At 65.7% G+C, this 13,894-nt stretch carries 15 protein-coding genes; 11 read left to right on the forward strand and 4 right to left on the reverse strand.

Going from position 1 to position 13,894, the window contains the following annotated elements; all coding sequences use genetic code 11:
• Positions 1-356 precede the first annotated feature (356 nt).
• On the forward strand, positions 357-1,382 hold the full coding sequence (locus ON22_RS28535; protein WP_033247706.1) for a serine hydrolase: 1,026 nt from the start codon (positions 357-359) through the stop codon (positions 1,380-1,382).
• Positions 1,383-1,434: 52 nt separating this feature from the next.
• Positions 1,435-1,887, forward strand: a complete 453-nt coding sequence (locus ON22_RS28540; protein WP_033247705.1) for an ArsR/SmtB family transcription factor — start codon at positions 1,435-1,437, stop codon at positions 1,885-1,887.
• A 117-nt stretch (positions 1,888-2,004) separates the two neighbouring features.
• Here ON22_RS28540 and ON22_RS28545 read toward each other — a convergent pair whose 3' ends face one another.
• A complete protein-coding gene (locus ON22_RS28545; protein WP_033247698.1) occupies positions 2,005-2,829 on the reverse strand; it encodes an alpha/beta hydrolase family protein in 825 nt (274 codons plus the stop codon).
• 446 nt (positions 2,830-3,275) lie between these two features.
• Here ON22_RS28545 and ON22_RS28555 point away from each other — a divergent pair, with 446 nt between their 5' ends.
• Positions 3,276-3,638 (forward strand): GFA family protein, encoded by a 363-nt coding sequence (locus tag ON22_RS28555; protein WP_033247696.1) that lies wholly within the window; start codon positions 3,276-3,278, stop codon positions 3,636-3,638.
• Between the two features lie 55 nt (positions 3,639-3,693).
• Here ON22_RS28555 and ON22_RS28560 read toward each other — a convergent pair whose 3' ends face one another.
• On the reverse strand, positions 3,694-4,278 hold the full coding sequence (locus ON22_RS28560; RefSeq protein WP_033247695.1) for a VOC family protein: 585 nt from the start codon (positions 4,276-4,278) through the stop codon (positions 3,694-3,696).
• An 82-nt stretch (positions 4,279-4,360) separates the two neighbouring features.
• Here ON22_RS28560 and ON22_RS28565 point away from each other — a divergent pair, with 82 nt between their 5' ends.
• Positions 4,361-5,368: a helix-turn-helix transcriptional regulator gene (locus ON22_RS28565; RefSeq protein WP_051158217.1), complete on the forward strand. Its 1,008-nt coding sequence runs from the start codon at positions 4,361-4,363 to the stop codon at positions 5,366-5,368.
• A 250-nt stretch (positions 5,369-5,618) separates the two neighbouring features.
• On the opposite strand, the gene ON22_RS28570 is transcribed toward ON22_RS28565, so the two are convergent.
• On the reverse strand, positions 5,619-6,359 hold the full coding sequence (locus ON22_RS28570; RefSeq protein WP_197039755.1) for an AAC(3) family N-acetyltransferase: 741 nt from the start codon (positions 6,357-6,359) through the stop codon (positions 5,619-5,621).
• Positions 6,360-6,734: 375 nt separating this feature from the next.
• Here ON22_RS28570 and ON22_RS28580 point away from each other — a divergent pair, with 375 nt between their 5' ends.
• Positions 6,735-7,100, forward strand: a complete 366-nt coding sequence (locus ON22_RS28580) for a hypothetical protein (protein WP_033247692.1) — start codon at positions 6,735-6,737, stop codon at positions 7,098-7,100.
• Between the two features lie 18 nt (positions 7,101-7,118).
• On the opposite strand, the gene ON22_RS36980 is transcribed toward ON22_RS28580, so the two are convergent.
• Positions 7,119-7,274 carry a hypothetical protein gene (locus ON22_RS36980; protein ID WP_156052497.1) on the reverse strand — a complete coding sequence of 52 codons (156 nt, stop codon included), beginning with the start codon at positions 7,272-7,274 and terminating at the stop codon, positions 7,119-7,121.
• Positions 7,275-7,317: 43 nt separating this feature from the next.
• On the opposite strand from ON22_RS36980, the gene ON22_RS28585 reads away from it, so the two are divergent.
• From ON22_RS28585 to ON22_RS28610, 6 genes are all read left to right on the forward strand, one after another.
• Positions 7,318-7,620 (forward strand): VOC family protein, encoded by a 303-nt coding sequence (locus ON22_RS28585; protein ID WP_197039753.1) that lies wholly within the window; start codon positions 7,318-7,320, stop codon positions 7,618-7,620.
• Between the two features lie 456 nt (positions 7,621-8,076).
• Positions 8,077-8,340, forward strand: a complete 264-nt coding sequence (locus tag ON22_RS28590) for a hypothetical protein (RefSeq protein ID WP_043740850.1) — start codon at positions 8,077-8,079, stop codon at positions 8,338-8,340.
• A 123-nt stretch (positions 8,341-8,463) separates the two neighbouring features.
• On the forward strand, positions 8,464-9,432 hold the full coding sequence (locus ON22_RS28595; RefSeq protein ID WP_506329733.1) for a formylglycine-generating enzyme family protein: 969 nt from the start codon (positions 8,464-8,466) through the stop codon (positions 9,430-9,432).
• Positions 9,429-11,369: a DNA topoisomerase (ATP-hydrolyzing) subunit B gene (gene gyrB / locus ON22_RS28600; RefSeq protein WP_033247689.1), complete on the forward strand. Its 1,941-nt coding sequence runs from the start codon at positions 9,429-9,431 to the stop codon at positions 11,367-11,369. The genes ON22_RS28595 and gyrB overlap by 4 nt, the downstream gene beginning before the upstream one ends.
• 233 nt (positions 11,370-11,602) lie before the next feature.
• Positions 11,603-12,412 carry a GntR family transcriptional regulator gene (locus ON22_RS28605; protein ID WP_081595913.1) on the forward strand — a complete coding sequence of 270 codons (810 nt, stop codon included), beginning with the start codon at positions 11,603-11,605 and terminating at the stop codon, positions 12,410-12,412.
• A 100-nt stretch (positions 12,413-12,512) separates the two neighbouring features.
• Positions 12,513-13,880: an arylsulfatase gene (locus ON22_RS28610; protein ID WP_033247688.1), complete on the forward strand. Its 1,368-nt coding sequence runs from the start codon at positions 12,513-12,515 to the stop codon at positions 13,878-13,880.
• Positions 13,881-13,894 lie beyond the last annotated feature (14 nt).

A 13,894-nucleotide genomic window follows, 5' to 3' on the forward strand; every position in this document is an offset into this window, starting at 1 on the left:
AAAGGCCGGTCGGCACTCGATCGTGTTCTGAAAGGCCTGTGACAAACGGGGAGAATCGGCCCACATGACGCCCGAATGGTCCTTCGCCGACGAGTGACTCGGGCAGTTCGTCGGGCAGGAGTTGCGTGAGGTCGCTCTGCTCGAATGGCGTCCAGCGGCAGTCGAGACCGAGTCACATATCGATGCTGCCGACGATTGCGCGGTGTGGTTGCCGTAGCGACCGGACTGCACGAGACCGGGCGCGTCTCGTTCGCGCCGCAACCCGCACGAAGTGGTGTCCCCTCGTTTGCGATGTCGATCCGAGGTACAGTCAACTTGTTCGTAAATTCGTAATTCCGGAATAAGAAAGAATGCTGATGCGGATTCGGTTGGTGCTGGCCACGATGATGTTGATTCCACTGGCCACGGGATGTTCAGGAACAGAGCCAGCGGCGCAGGCATGCGGGCCGCCGCCGGAACCCGGCGTCACCTCGGCCGACGGCTGGTTGGGGCGTATCGCCGCGGAACCGGAAACTATCTCCGTGTACATGGACGACGGGCGAGGGCAGGTCGTGCAGGGGCGGGCCGGTGAGCCGCAGCCAACGGCGTCGGCGAACAAGGTGGTGCCGCTGGCGGCTTATGCGCGCGCGGTCGCGAACGGGGAACTCGACCCGCAGGAACGGGTGCCGGTCGCCGAATGGGAACGGTGGTACCTACCGGGAACCGACGGGGGAGCCCACGAGCGGGCAAGGGCCCGGCTCGGCGGGGAAACCGTGACATTGGACCAGCTGGTCAGTGCGATGATCCAGGAAAGTGATAACGCCGTACCCGACTACCTACGCGAACGTCTCGGTGACCAGGCGTTGATCGACGCAGCGGCCGCGGGCGGATGGGAGGGATATCGGCCCTCCAGCAAGCTCGGCGAGATCATCCGGCTGCTCGAGCCCGGCGGCGACGAGTGGGACACCGCCCGCCGCCACGCCGGCGACCCCGCATACCGCGCAGATATTCAATCACGGCCGCTACCTGCACCGGAAGCGCAAACCCGATGGGCCGAAACCACGGCCACCGCTTCCGCCCGCCAGCTCGCGTCCATTCACCGAGCCATCGCCGACGGCAGTTTCGGCGCCGGCGCCGACGTCGCCCGGGCACAACTGGAATGGCAGCAACCGCCACCCGGGTACGAGGCGATCGGTTTCAAGGGCGGAAGCTACCCCGGTGTACTGGCCGACGCGATCTACTTACGTGCGGCCGACGGGACGGTGGCCACCGCGGTGTTGCTCGACCATCGCATGTCCATCGACGTGTGGGCGGAAGCGCTATCAACAATGAGCCAGCAGCAAGTGCTGGTCGGCGCCATGACGGACCCGGAGATGGCGCGCCGGTTAGCATGCGCGGTATGACCGATACCTTCGCCGGCCCCGCCGAATCCGCGGCGTGCCCGAGGACGGCGCCGTGACGGATGTCGACGCCAAACTCGCCGAGCTGGAGGCGCGGATCGCAGCCCTCGAGGGGCCGGCGCCCGACGACCGCGGCGAGCGGGGCTTCGTGGAATACGGCGGCAGCGTCGATTTCGGCGGCCCGGTGGACTGGACGATCCGCTACAGCGCCACCGCGATACGCACGCTGCCTGCGCACGACCGTGTCGAAGTCCTGGCCGCCCTGGGCCATCCGGTCCGGCAGGCATTGGTCGAGGCTCTGCTGGACGGTCCATGTACCGGTTCGGAACTCGCGGAGGCGGCGGGCCTCACCTCGCAAGGACAGTTGTATCACCATGTCCGTGCGCTGATATCGGCGAAAGTGATCGAACAACATGGCCGCGGCTCCTACCGTATACCGGCCCCGAAACTCGTCCCGACTCTGATCATCATGACCGCCGCCGCAGATATCGCCGAAGTCCTGCGCTGAGCCGACCGACGATATCGGGATGAACTGTGCACGAGTGCATATCGACAACGGCCTGGACCCCGGGATTTCCGGCCTCGAATGAGGTATCGCCGACCCAACCACGGCCGGCGGCGACGGTTAGGAGATGAGCTGCCGGCGAAACCACCGCGTCAGGATGTCGTCGACCGCTTTCGCGTCGGGTCGCTGTGGCGCCGGTTCGAGACCCGGTTCGTCGGCCAGCGGATGCGCGAGGTTCGGCACGGAGACCAGTTCGGCGTTGTCCGGCTGCGCATAGCGGTGCTTCACGGTGTCGACCAGTGCAGCCGCGTCGGCGCGAAGGTCCGGGTGATCCTCTTCCCCGCTGACGACCAGCAGCGGCGGCGCAACGGTGAGTTCGGCGGCACGGGCCACGAAGTCCAGTCTGTCTGCGATACGCTCGGCTTCGGCCGTCCATTCGTACGGATGACCAGTGATTCCCTCGGTCAGGGGGACGACCGAGCGGATACGGACCGCCGGGTTCACGAGCGCAACGTGCCGGATCGGGATCGACTCTGTGCAGAGCACCTGGAGAGCGACGGTGCCGCCGAGCGAGGCGCCGAGAATGCTGACCGGCCCCTCCTCGACCGGAAGCTGCTCGCGAAGTGCCGCCAGGGCTGCCGGGAACTCGTCGGCAGCCTGCTGCGCGAACGGTGCGAGGTTCGCGAGTAAAGGGTCCTGGCGGGCGAGTTCGAGCACGGCGTCGACACGGCCGTCGACCATCCGGGCGCCACACATCGGCATCCCCAAGTGGACCCGCCAGGCCGGCACCGCGGTCATCGGCAGGGCAGCGGCGAACGCTGCATCGGAGCGCGGCGCGTCCAGCATGTGCCAGGACACGATCAGTGGCGCCGGAGCGTCGCCCCTGCCGTCGGGTGGCAGCGCGGTGTAGGGGACGCCGGCAGCGGTTCCAGTGATCGTCTCCATCACGCTCCTTGTTTCCCGCAGCGATCAAGATGCACCCTGATCGGCAGGTATGGCCGGATTCTTCAGCAATCTGAACGCCCGCCGCCGGTCGCAGTCTGCGATCTCCGGCAGTTCTTGCCGTGACCCTACGCGGACTGATCCGACTTACGGAGGCATACGACGCTGTGCTCCGGGTCGGCCGGGCCCCGGCATCTGTCGCCCGGCTTCAGGTGCGCGCTGCATGGACTCCGTATGCGGACAGGAGTCCGTCGATTTCATTTTCGCCGACGGGACGGGTCGTGACCACCCGGGGTGGGTGTCGCAGACCGAGCATGGTGAAGTCGCGACGGTCGAGGCTCTCTTCGCGTATGTTTCCGCGCTGGGTGGAAAACTGGAACTGCCGGCGGACATCGGTGGACATCTGTTGAAATGCCGACCGATCCCGCCGCGTGAGCTGAAGGAGCGGTATGAACGGCGGATGCCTCTGTGGAAATATCCGGTTCTCCGCGACCGGCGAACCGGACTTCCCGCATCTGTGTTCGTGCGAGCACTGCCAGAAGCTTTCCGGCGCTCCGGTGATGTCGTGGGTGTCCTTCTCGGAAGAAGGCTTCGCGTGGAACGGTCCGGGCGGGGAGCCCACCTGGTACGAGACTTTCCCGCAAATCTGCCGCGGGTTCTGTCCGGTGTGCGGTTCCTCGGTCGCATCCAAGGGCGATGACGAAGGCTGGGTAGGGGTCACGATCACTGCTTTGGACGATCATGTCGCCTTGGCGCCGGTCAAGCAGAGCTTCGCCCACAACGCTGTCGCGTGGATGCCCCCTCTGGGATGAAGCGGTCAACGCATGCCCTGCGGCGCATATGCGGCCGCAGGGCATAGCCGGTGGGTCAGCGGGTGCGCGGATCCTTCAGCGACGCCATCGCTTCCATGAGTGAGGAATGAACGGCGGTCAATTCCGGGGTGGCGAACGACTCCCAGGACTGCTCGCCCCCTCCGTCCTCGGCGGAATCCGCCTGCCCCCAGTCGCCTTCGCCGGTTCCGTCCGCCGAACCTTCATCCCAGGACGCGTTACCCGGATTGTGCTTGTACACCCACCACAGGTGGCCGAACGGGTCGGCGAAGCGGGAGAGTACGTCGCCCCAGAAATCCGTCGGCTCGGTCACGATCCGCGCACCACGCGCGGCGGCACGTTTCAGCGTGGCGGCCGGATCGTCGACATAGACGCGGACGAAGGACGGCATATACGGCCAGTCCGGTTTGCGATCGGCAATCGTCAGCGTCGAATCGCCTATCCGCAGTTCGGAATGCAGAATCAGGCCGTCGGTATCGGCGGTCCGCGCCTCGGCGACCTCGATCGCCCCGAACACATCGCCGAGGAAGTCGAGCAGACCTGCCGCGTCGTCGGTCCAGATGAAGGGGTCGACCGTTGCGGATCCGGCGGGCGCCGGGGGGACGGCGGGAGTGGTGGACATACTGTCTCCTTTTCGGTTGATGCCCCCAGATTCACCGCAGTTGCGGACAGGATATGGCCACAAGTGCACCTAGCCTCGGGATGTGTCCACCAGCACCCGCACCCTTGCGCTTCTCGGTCTGCTGCAAAGCCGTCGCCACTGGTCCGGTGCCGATCTCGCCCGCCGACTCGATGTCAGCGAGCGGACCGTCCGGCGCGATGTACTCGGTCTCCAGGAGATCGGCTATCCGATCGTCACGACGCGCGGAACCGGCGGCGGCTACCAGCTCAGCGCGGGTGCCTGCCTGCCGCCACTGGTGCTGGGCGAGGAGGAGGCCGCCGCAACGGTGCTGGGGCTGAAGGAGATCGCCACCGGCGTCCATCCCGCCTCCGCGGAAGCTGCCATGAGCGCCATGGCCAAGATCGTCCAGGTCCTTCCGGTCCGGATCCGCCGCCGGATCGATAGCCTGCGAACTGTCGCGACTCCCGCCGGTGATGGATACAACCGAGCCGTGATCGGCGATGTCACCGCATTGACCACCCTGGCGCTCGCCTGCCGGGACGCCGATACCGTCTCGTTCTCCTACCGCGGCAGCGACGCGGCCACTTCGCAGCGCACCGCCCAACCGCATCAGATCGTCAATGTCGAAAGCCGCCTCTACCTGGTGGCCTGGGATCTCGATCGCACCGACTGGCGGACCTTCCGCATCGACCGGGTCGTGCAACCACGACGCACCGGCGCACGATTCGCACCGCGCAGCCTGCCCGGCGACGATCCGGTGGAATACGTCCGCGACCGGATCGGGTCGATGCCTTCCAAGTACCGGGTGCACGCCACCGTCCAGGCTTCCGCCGAACGGGTCAGAGCCGAGATTGTCCATTACGGCACTGTCACCGCCATCGACCCCGGCTCGTGCGAGGTCCATATCGCCGCCGAATCCCTGGACTGGGCGGCCTTCTGCCTCGTCTCGATCGGAGCACCGTTCATCGTGCACGGGCCGGCTGAAGCGACCGACCTCATGAAGGACTGGGGATCCAGGCTCCTCGCCGCCACGCGAGGGACCGGAAACGGACTCGCCTGCCACAGTTCGATCGACGCCGAGTCATGGTAACGCGGGTTCTGTCCGGTGTGCGGTTCCTCGGTCGCGTCCAAGGGCGATGAAGAAGGCTGGGTAGGAGGCACGATCACTGCCCCGGACGTCGGCGCCGGTCAACCAGAGCTTTGCCCACGACGCGGTCGCGTGGCTGCCCTGCTGGGGGTGAAGCGGTCAAAGCTTTCAGGCCATCCCGCTATCCCGCAAGCGAGTTGGGCGCGCTCTCCGGAATCATCGATCCTGTGTTGACCGGTGGTGTCCGCGGCAACTATCTGGACTTCCTGCGTAGTGCGTCGGTGGCGAAATCGACCAAGGGTCGCTGTTCCAGCAGCCGTGCCACCGACGAACCGAGCCGTCCAGTGCTGGTATGGGCCGGTTGTGCTGCTGCGAACTCGTCGAGAATGTCGATGAAGTGGGTGTCGTCGTAGTCCAGGTCCGGAAACCTCACCCACTGTCGTCGCCCATCGCGGATCAGCGGGCCTCCTTGGGTTATCGCGGTCGCCGTACCGGCACGCACCTCCGCGAGGTGCAGGCTCGTGCAGTTGTTCGTTCCGATCAGCAGCACTCGTGCATGGCGGTCGTACAAGCGCGCCAGTGGCGATCCCTCGCCGAGTGACATGTTCAGCTCGTGGCCGTTGAGGATTGCCGCCGCGTCGGCACCCCATGCGGCAAACGAGACGTGCGGATGGTGACTCCGCCGCACATCCGGCCAGGTGCGAAATGTTTCGGCGACCGCCCCCATCCACTCGCTAGGGGTTCGTTCGGGATCGAAGGCCGGCCAACTGGCCCGCACGTCCGGTACCCATTCCGGGGGTACGGGAGGGTTCTGCCATCTCGCGGGATCGGTCAGGCCCGAGGTATGCGTCGGGACGACGAGTGTGCCCGAGGGGGTGAGAGCGTCCTGTAGTGCCTGGATGACTGCGACGGCTCCACCGGACACCCACCCCAGCGATTTCAGGCTCGCGTGTACCAGGACGAGGTCGCCGCTACGCAGCCCCAGTGTTCTCATGTCCTGTGCAAGGGAGTCCCGGGTGTGGGGACGGGCTTGGTCGGCTGATGCTTGTGGTGGCCGCGATGCTGACTTGGAGGAATCGCTGTGGGCCATGGCCGGGAACCTATCAGGGCAGGCAGATCGCCGCCCCGATCACCAACAGCATGCCTTTCTGTGGAGATTCGATCTCCTGGGGTCGGCCGACATGGGGAGGAAGGAAAATCTGGGTCTACCTGCGCAGGAGGGGCAGGACGGATCATCGGCGAGCACGGTTTTCCGGCTTGCTCCGACCGAGATACCCGAGCACTACACCGGCCGATACGACATCATGGTCGCAGACCTGACTACTCAGGTCGCACAATTGTTCTCGACTGATCAGGGATCTGCGCGCATATGTTGAAGATATCGACCCGCACCGTGCTCGGCGGCGTCATTGCCGGGACGCTCATTGTCGGATCAGGGGGCGTCGCGGCGGCCGAGCCCGCCCCGGCGCCCGCACCGGTCGCGCCGGTGCAAGCCCCCGATGCTCCGGGGTCCGGGGCGGCGGCGCCTATCGCGGCGTGCATGGCGCCCGGCGACTCCATCGAACTCCGGGCCGGCCTGGGCGCCCTGCTCGGGACCGGGAGCGGCGCGGTCGCGGGTCTGCCCGTCTTCTTTGTCGGGGCCGTCCCGTTCGGGATCATCGGCGGCGTGATCGGCGCCATGGTCGGCTCGACCACCTACGCGCAGGACGCCTGGCGGGCTCCGCAGAACTGCTGATGGGACGGGGACGCGGGGTCACCCCTTGATCGGGTAGGTGGCGTCGAGCCATTCGGTGAACGAAGGTCCGCCGATTCGGGCGTGCGGCCGGCCACCAACCCCGCGGTCCTCCAGCAGCGCCCGATACACACCGACTACGGTCGCGGCGCCGATGATCTCGCCGCGGTCGATCATCCGCATCGCTCGTCGAGCGGCACCCACAGCGATGCTGCGAGGAATGACGACGGTAACCTTTTACGCGGAGGATCTGGAGGCGGCGAAGGACTGGTACGCCGAGTTCCTGGCGACACCACCGTATTTCGCCGTGCCCGGCTATTACGAGTTCCGGGTGGGCGACGACGAGCACGAGTTCGGCCTGATCGACCACGCGTACCGACCCGAGCGCGCCGAGCCGGGTCCGGGCGGAGCGATCGTGTACTGGCACGTCGACGATCTGCGCACAACTTACGACCGGCTGCTCGAACTCGGTGCCACTCGGCCAGGCTGGGCAACCAGGAACCTGGCGCCGGTGGAGGGTTGACCCCCGAGGCCATGTTCATACAGTCGTTGCCCTGTGCTTACAGCGAGGCGATCAGGGCAGGCAGGTCGATGGCCACAGGCACATGGCGCTCGAATGGGAACGAAATGGGAAATGGGAATCGAAAACGGCACCCAAATGGGAGACACACCGGATGAGCGCGGTAGCCCTCCGCAGCCATCGCAGATCCGCGGGGATCAGGGTGCCGTCGATATCCCAATGACGAGTCCCGAGCGCGCCGCAGTCATGCAGGCGTTCTGACAGACTCGACCCGACGACCCCACGAGGTGCCGGCGGCCGATTCGAGAGCCGGTGCGCGGGCAACGTGCCGCCAACCTAGATAGTTGGCTCGAGAAAGCTGAGCCCGGAGGCGATGCGCCGCTTTACGCTCGCCCTATCGTCCGCGCGGCGATCAGCGCAAGGACACCCAACCCCGGAAGTATCGACGATAAGACAGACGTGAACCGCCGCGAATTCGGTAAAGCAGCAGCGCTTACCGCCGCGACATTGCCGACGTCGAGCCACTCCCGGATCGGGATGGCCGACGTCGAACGTCTGAACGTATTCATGGCGGAACTGGAGGCGGCCGACCAGGCTGTCGGTGGAGCGGGTCTACTGTCCTCCGCCGTTGATGCGTTGGAACGTAGCCAGAGTTTGCTGCACAGCAGCGTGTTCGACGCTGCGACCAGGGCGGCAGAAGCTGGCGTAGGTGAGTTGTGTTAACTGCTGGCGTAACATACGGAGATCCGCCGGGGAGGGGCTTCTGATCTCGGGATCCGTGGGGGACGTGATGGCGTAACACGCAAGGTAACGCGCCCCGGGCCGCGGGACGCCAGCATGGCTGTCATGTCGACCATTGCTCCGCCTCAGCCCGTCACTGCGCGCAAGGGAATGGTGTGGATTCCCGGGGGAACCTACTGGATGGGATCCGACGATCATTACGCGGAGGAGCGGCCGGCTCATCAGGTGTCGGTGGACGGATTCTGGATGGACAGCCACCCGGTGACCGTCGCCCAGTTCCGCCGGTTCGTCAAAGCCACCGGCTATCGCACGACCGCCGAACTCGAACCCGATCCCGCCGAATTCCCGGATGCGGATCCCGACCTGCTGGCCCCGGGGTCGATGGTGTTCACGCCGCCGCCCGGTCCGGTCCCGCTGAACGACTACCGGCGGTGGTGGAGATATGTACCGGGCGCGGACTGGCGTCACCCCGAAGGCCCCGGCAGCAACGTGGGAGAACGCAACCTGCACCCGGTGACCCAGGTGTCGTATCTCGACGCCTGCGCCTACGCGGCCTGGGCGGGTAAATCGCTGCCGACGGAGGCCGAATGGGAATTCGCGGCGCGGGGCGGTCTGCACCGCGCCACCTATGTCTGGGGTGAGGAACGGGAACCGGGCGGTCGCCCCGGCGGCAACGTCTGGCAGGGGAAATTTCCCTGGGAGAACCTGGAATTGGATGGTTACGCGGGCACCTCGCCGGTCGGTAAATTCCGTGCCAACGGGTTCGGGCTGCATGATATGGCGGGCAATGTTTGGGAGTGGACCTTTGATCATCTCACCCCAAGCCACGCCGACAGCGACAAGAACGTAGCACCCGCCCGCAGTTGCTGTATTCCGCGAAACCCGGTCCAGGAGGTCGCGGTCGCCGCGGGGGCCGAACCGTACCCGCGCCGCGTGGTCAAGGGCGGCTCGCATCTGTGCTCGCCGAACTACTGCGACCGGTATCGGCCGGCCGCCCGTCAGGGACATACCGAGGACGCCTCGACCGGCCACATCGGGTTCCGCTGCATCGTGCGGATCGGAGACGAGCGGTGACGACGACGGGAGTGCCGTCGACCTATAACGCGAAGTCCATCACCGTCCTCGAAGGTCTCGACGTCGTCCGAAAACGACCGGGCATGTACATCGGCTCCACGAGCTCCCGCGGCCTGCACCACATGCTGTGGGAGGTTGTGGACAACGGGGTGGACGAGGCGATGGCCGGGCACGCCACCCGGGTCGACGTGCGGTTGCTCGCCGACGGCGGCGCCGAGGTACGCGACAACGGCCGCGGCATCCCGGTGGCCATGCACGCGTCGGGGATACCGACGGTCGACGTGGTGATGACGCAGCTGCACGCGGGCGGCAAGTTCGGGGCCGAAGACGGTGCATACACGGTGTCGGGAGGTCTGCACGGTGTCGGGGTGTCAGTGGTCAATGCGCTGTCGACCCGGCTGGAGGTAGAGATCGGGCGCGACGGATATCTGTGGTCGCAACAGTATCTGGAGTCGATTCCGCAGACCCTCACCCGCGGCGAACGCATCGCGGGCACGGGTACCACGGTCCGATTCTGGGCGGATCCCGAAGTGTTCGAAACCACCGAATACGACTTCGATACGGTGGCTCGCCGGCTGCAGGAGATGGCCTTTCTCAACAGTGGCCTGGAGATCACACTGACCGACGACCGGCGTACCGGTGAAGACGCGCCCAGTACCTATCGTTTCCCGGGCGGCCTTCGTGATTTCGTCGGCCACCTCAATCGTGCGAAACAACCGCTGCATCAGCACGTCATCGGTTTCTCCGCCCGCGGCAGCGGGGTCGAGGCCGAGGTGGCCCTGCAGTGGAACGCCGGATTCAGTGAATCGGTACGCACCTTCGCCAACACAATCAACACCCCCGAGGGCGGTGTGCACGAGGAGGGTTTCCGGGCGGCGTTGACCACCGTGGTCAACCGGTATGCCCGTTCGCTGAAAGTGCTGAAGACCGCGGATCCGAATTTGACCGGCGACGATATCCGGGAAGGCCTGGCGGCCGTGATCTCGGTGAAGGTCGCCGATCCACAATTCGAGGGGCAGACCAAGACCCGGTTGGGTAACAGCGCGATCAGATCGTTCGTGCAGAAGATCTGCCACGAGAAGCTGTCGGACTGGTTCGATGCGAATCCGGCCGAGGGCAAGCTGATCGTGAGCAAAGCGGCCTCCTCCGCACAGGCTCGGCTGGCCGCCCGCAAGGCCCGGGAACTCGTCCGCCGCAAAACCGTGAGCAGCCTGGGCGGATTGCCGGGCAAGCTGGCGGACTGCCGCAGCGCCGATCCGCACCGCAGCGAAATCTTCATCGTTGAGGGCGATTCGGCGGGCGGTAGCGCGAAGTCGGGCCGCGATTCGATGTATCAGGCGATCCTGCCGCTCCGCGGCAAGATCATCAATGTCGAGAAGAACCGGATCGACCGGGTGCTGAAGAACGCCGAGGTCCAGTCGATCATCACTGCGTTCGGCACCGGTATCCACGAGGAATTCGATATCGCGCGGCTGCGCTATCACAAAATCGTGCTGATGGCCGATGCCGATGTCGACGGAAAACATATCTCGACACTGCTGCTGACCCTGCTGTTCCGGTATATGCGCCCCTTGATCGAAAACGGTCACGTTTATTTGGCGCAGCCGCCGCTCTACAAGCTGAAATGGCAGCGAGCGACTCCCGAATATGCCTATTCGGATGCCCAGCGGGACCGGGTGCTCGCGGCCGGCCGTGCGGCGGGAAAACGGATAGACACGTCCACCGGAATTCAGCGCTACAAAGGTCTTGGCGAAATGGATCCGAACGAATTATGGGAAACCACCATGGATCCAGCTGTCCGCGTGCTGCGGCAGCTCACGATCGGTGACGCGGAGCTCGCCGACGAATTGTTTGCGATTCTGATGGGTGAGCACGTCGATGTGCGCCGCAGCTTCATCACCCACAATGCCTCCGATGAACGATTCCTGGATATCTGACGGCTTCGAGCCGACCCGCAGGCGGCCCCGGCGCGCGACATTGCGCACCGGGGCCGCCGCCGTGACGGGGGCACGGAAAGGCCGGCGGCACGCGCCGCGGATCGAGTGGCGTTATCGAGCAGTTTCGCCGTAAGAAACCCCCTGGCCAGCGGTTCGAGGGTGCAGATGGTGGCGTAACAGACGGAAAACTCCGGGGTAAAGGGACGGGAATGGCCAGGTGGGAAGTTATAACCATGACAGCGAGGCGACAGCACACACCGGCGGGGTTTCCCCGGCCACCGGTGCGCAGATACGCCGGCACCCGCGAGGACGCCGCGCGCTGGGTGCGCGATGTACTCCGCACCCAGATCCTCGACGGTGCCTTCGGCGGCCTCGCGGCCCCCCGCCCGCTGTTGCCGCCGGAAAGCGCCCTGGCCGCGGAGTGGGGTGTGAGCCGCAACGCGATCCGCGAGGCGCTCGACCTGCTGCGCGCCGAGGGGCTGATCACGCGGGTGCAGGGGGCGGGCACGTTCGTCACCGGCGCCAAGTTGCGGCAGCGCATCGACCGCCTCGAGGGTCTGGCCGAATCGCTGGCCGGGCATCGGTTGGTGGTCGAGAACAAGGTGCTGTCGGCCCGGGAAGCCACCGCGACGCCTTCGGTCGCGTCGAAACTGGAGATCCCCGAGGGGAGTCGGATCCTGTTCATCGAACGCCTCCGGTCGGTGGGGAACGTGCCGCTGTCGCTGGATACCACCTCGTTACGCCCGGAGGCGATCGATGCCCTCGTCGGCGCCGACCTGGGTCATGAGGACGTGTTCCGGCTGCTCGAGGACAAGCTCGGCGTCCGGCTCGGGGCGGCGGAGAACACGGTCGAGGCCGTCGCGGCCGACCGGGGCACTGCCCGCCACCTCGACGTCAAACCGGGCACACCGGTGCTGCTGCTGCATCGGCTGAGCTACCTCGAGGACGGCACACCGTTCGATCTCGAATCCGTCCGCTACCGCGGCGACCGGCTGGCTTTGGTGTCGGTCAACGCGCGCAGCCGGCCCGACACCGAGGACTGATTCGGAACACCTTTCCGAGTACAGACCCGGCAGAAATTTCCGAGGGCCGATCACGGCGTTCGGCCCGAATGTTTCCCCTAGAGAGAAGTGAGGATCCATCATGTCCACATCCCGTCCCAACATTGTCTATTTTCACGTCGACAATCTGGGTCTCGGCGAACTCGGATGCTATGGCGGTGGCATCCTACGTGGCGCGGATACCGCGAATATCGACAATTTCGCCGCCGAGAGCCTCAAACTGTCGCATTTCGTCGTCGAACCGCAGTGCACCCCGACCCGGTCGGCGCTGATGACGGGCCGGTACCCCATTCGCTCGGGTAATCACACCATCGCACTGGGCGGTAACCCGGGTGGCATCGTCACCTGGGAACGCACCATGGGCGATATCCTGTCCGAGGCCGGCTACGCCACCGCCTGCTACGGCAAATGGCATATCGGCGCCGAGGACGGCCGCTGGCCCACCGATCACGGTTTCGACGAATGGTATGGCCCCGCCCGCACCTACGACGAATGCCTGTGGCCCGACGATCCTTGGTACAAGGGTGAACGCGATGGCTGGTCGTACATGTACGACGGCACCAAAGAAGGCGGTGTCCGCACCACCGACGAACAGCTCACCGTGGAACTCAAGGGCCGGATGGACGCCGAATACGACCGGCGCGCCAAGGCTTTCATGGAGAGCAGCGTCGCCGAGGACAAGCCGTTCTTCCTCTACCACAACCATTCGCTGCTGCACTTCCCGATCGAGGTCCGCGAGGAATTCCGCGGCAAGAGCAGCAATGGCGACTGGGGTGACGCCCTGCTGATGTTGGACGCCGATTTCCAGAGCATCCTCGACAAGCTCGACGAGCTCGGCGTCGCCGAGAACACGATCGTGGTGTTCGCCGGTGACAACGGCCCGGAGGACCACCTGGCCGGTCGCGGTACCGCCGGGTTCTTCGACGGTTCCTACTTCAGCTCCGCCGAGGGTGGTATCCGCACTCCCGCGCTGATCCGCTGGCCGGGCCATGTCAAGCCACGGGAAAGCAACGAGATGGTGCATGTCACCGATATGTTCACCACGCTGCTGCGCTTCGTCGGCTGCGATATCCCCGACGACCGCCTGATCGACGGTATCGACCAGCGCGAATTCTTCGCCGGTGCCGAGGAATCGGCCCGTGAGGGGTGCATGGTGTGGTTGAACGACGAACTGCATGCGGTCAAGTGGTCGCAGTTCAAGATCAGCTTCGTGCGGCAGCAGCACTTCCACGATCCGGAGATCCCGCTCGGTTTCGCCCGCATCATCAACCTGCTGGAAGACCCGAAGGAACGCGAACCGGTCAACCAGACCTTCGTGCGGTGGTGGGTCATGCAGCACGCCCAGCGTTTCATCCGCGAATACGAGGAGAGCGTGAAGGTCGAGGAATTGATTCCGCCGGGCGCCCCGCTCGATTTCGTGCCGGAGCGCACCGCCGAAGCCGCGGTCTGATCTTCCGGACACCG

Origin of the sequence: Nocardia carnea NBRC 14403 (genome assembly GCF_000308515.1) — a bacterium.
In the GTDB taxonomy this organism is placed as follows: domain Bacteria; phylum Actinomycetota; class Actinomycetes; order Mycobacteriales; family Mycobacteriaceae; genus Nocardia; species Nocardia carnea.

Coding starts and splice junctions, on each gene's coding strand:
- ON22_RS28560 (WP_033247695.1), bottom strand. CDS start 4,278: ATGTCCACCACTCCCGCCGTCCCCCCGGCGCCCGCCGGATCCGCAACG.
- ON22_RS28580 (WP_033247692.1), top strand. CDS start 6,735: ATGTTGAAGATATCGACCCGCACCGTGCTCGGCGGCGTCATTGCCGGG.
- ON22_RS28555 (WP_033247696.1), top strand. CDS start 3,276: ATGAACGGCGGATGCCTCTGTGGAAATATCCGGTTCTCCGCGACCGGC.
- ON22_RS36980 (WP_156052497.1), bottom strand. CDS start 7,274: ATGATCGACCGCGGCGAGATCATCGGCGCCGCGACCGTAGTCGGTGTG.
- ON22_RS28535 (WP_033247706.1), top strand. CDS start 357: ATGCGGATTCGGTTGGTGCTGGCCACGATGATGTTGATTCCACTGGCC.
- ON22_RS28585 (WP_197039753.1), top strand. CDS start 7,318: ATGACGACGGTAACCTTTTACGCGGAGGATCTGGAGGCGGCGAAGGAC.
- ON22_RS28605 (WP_081595913.1), top strand. CDS start 11,603: ATGACAGCGAGGCGACAGCACACACCGGCGGGGTTTCCCCGGCCACCG.
- ON22_RS28570 (WP_197039755.1), bottom strand. CDS start 6,359: ATGAGAACACTGGGGCTGCGTAGCGGCGACCTCGTCCTGGTACACGCG.
- ON22_RS28595 (WP_506329733.1), top strand. CDS start 8,464: ATGTCGACCATTGCTCCGCCTCAGCCCGTCACTGCGCGCAAGGGAATG.
- ON22_RS28545 (WP_033247698.1), bottom strand. CDS start 2,829: ATGGAGACGATCACTGGAACCGCTGCCGGCGTCCCCTACACCGCGCTG.
- ON22_RS28610 (WP_033247688.1), top strand. CDS start 12,513: ATGTCCACATCCCGTCCCAACATTGTCTATTTTCACGTCGACAATCTG.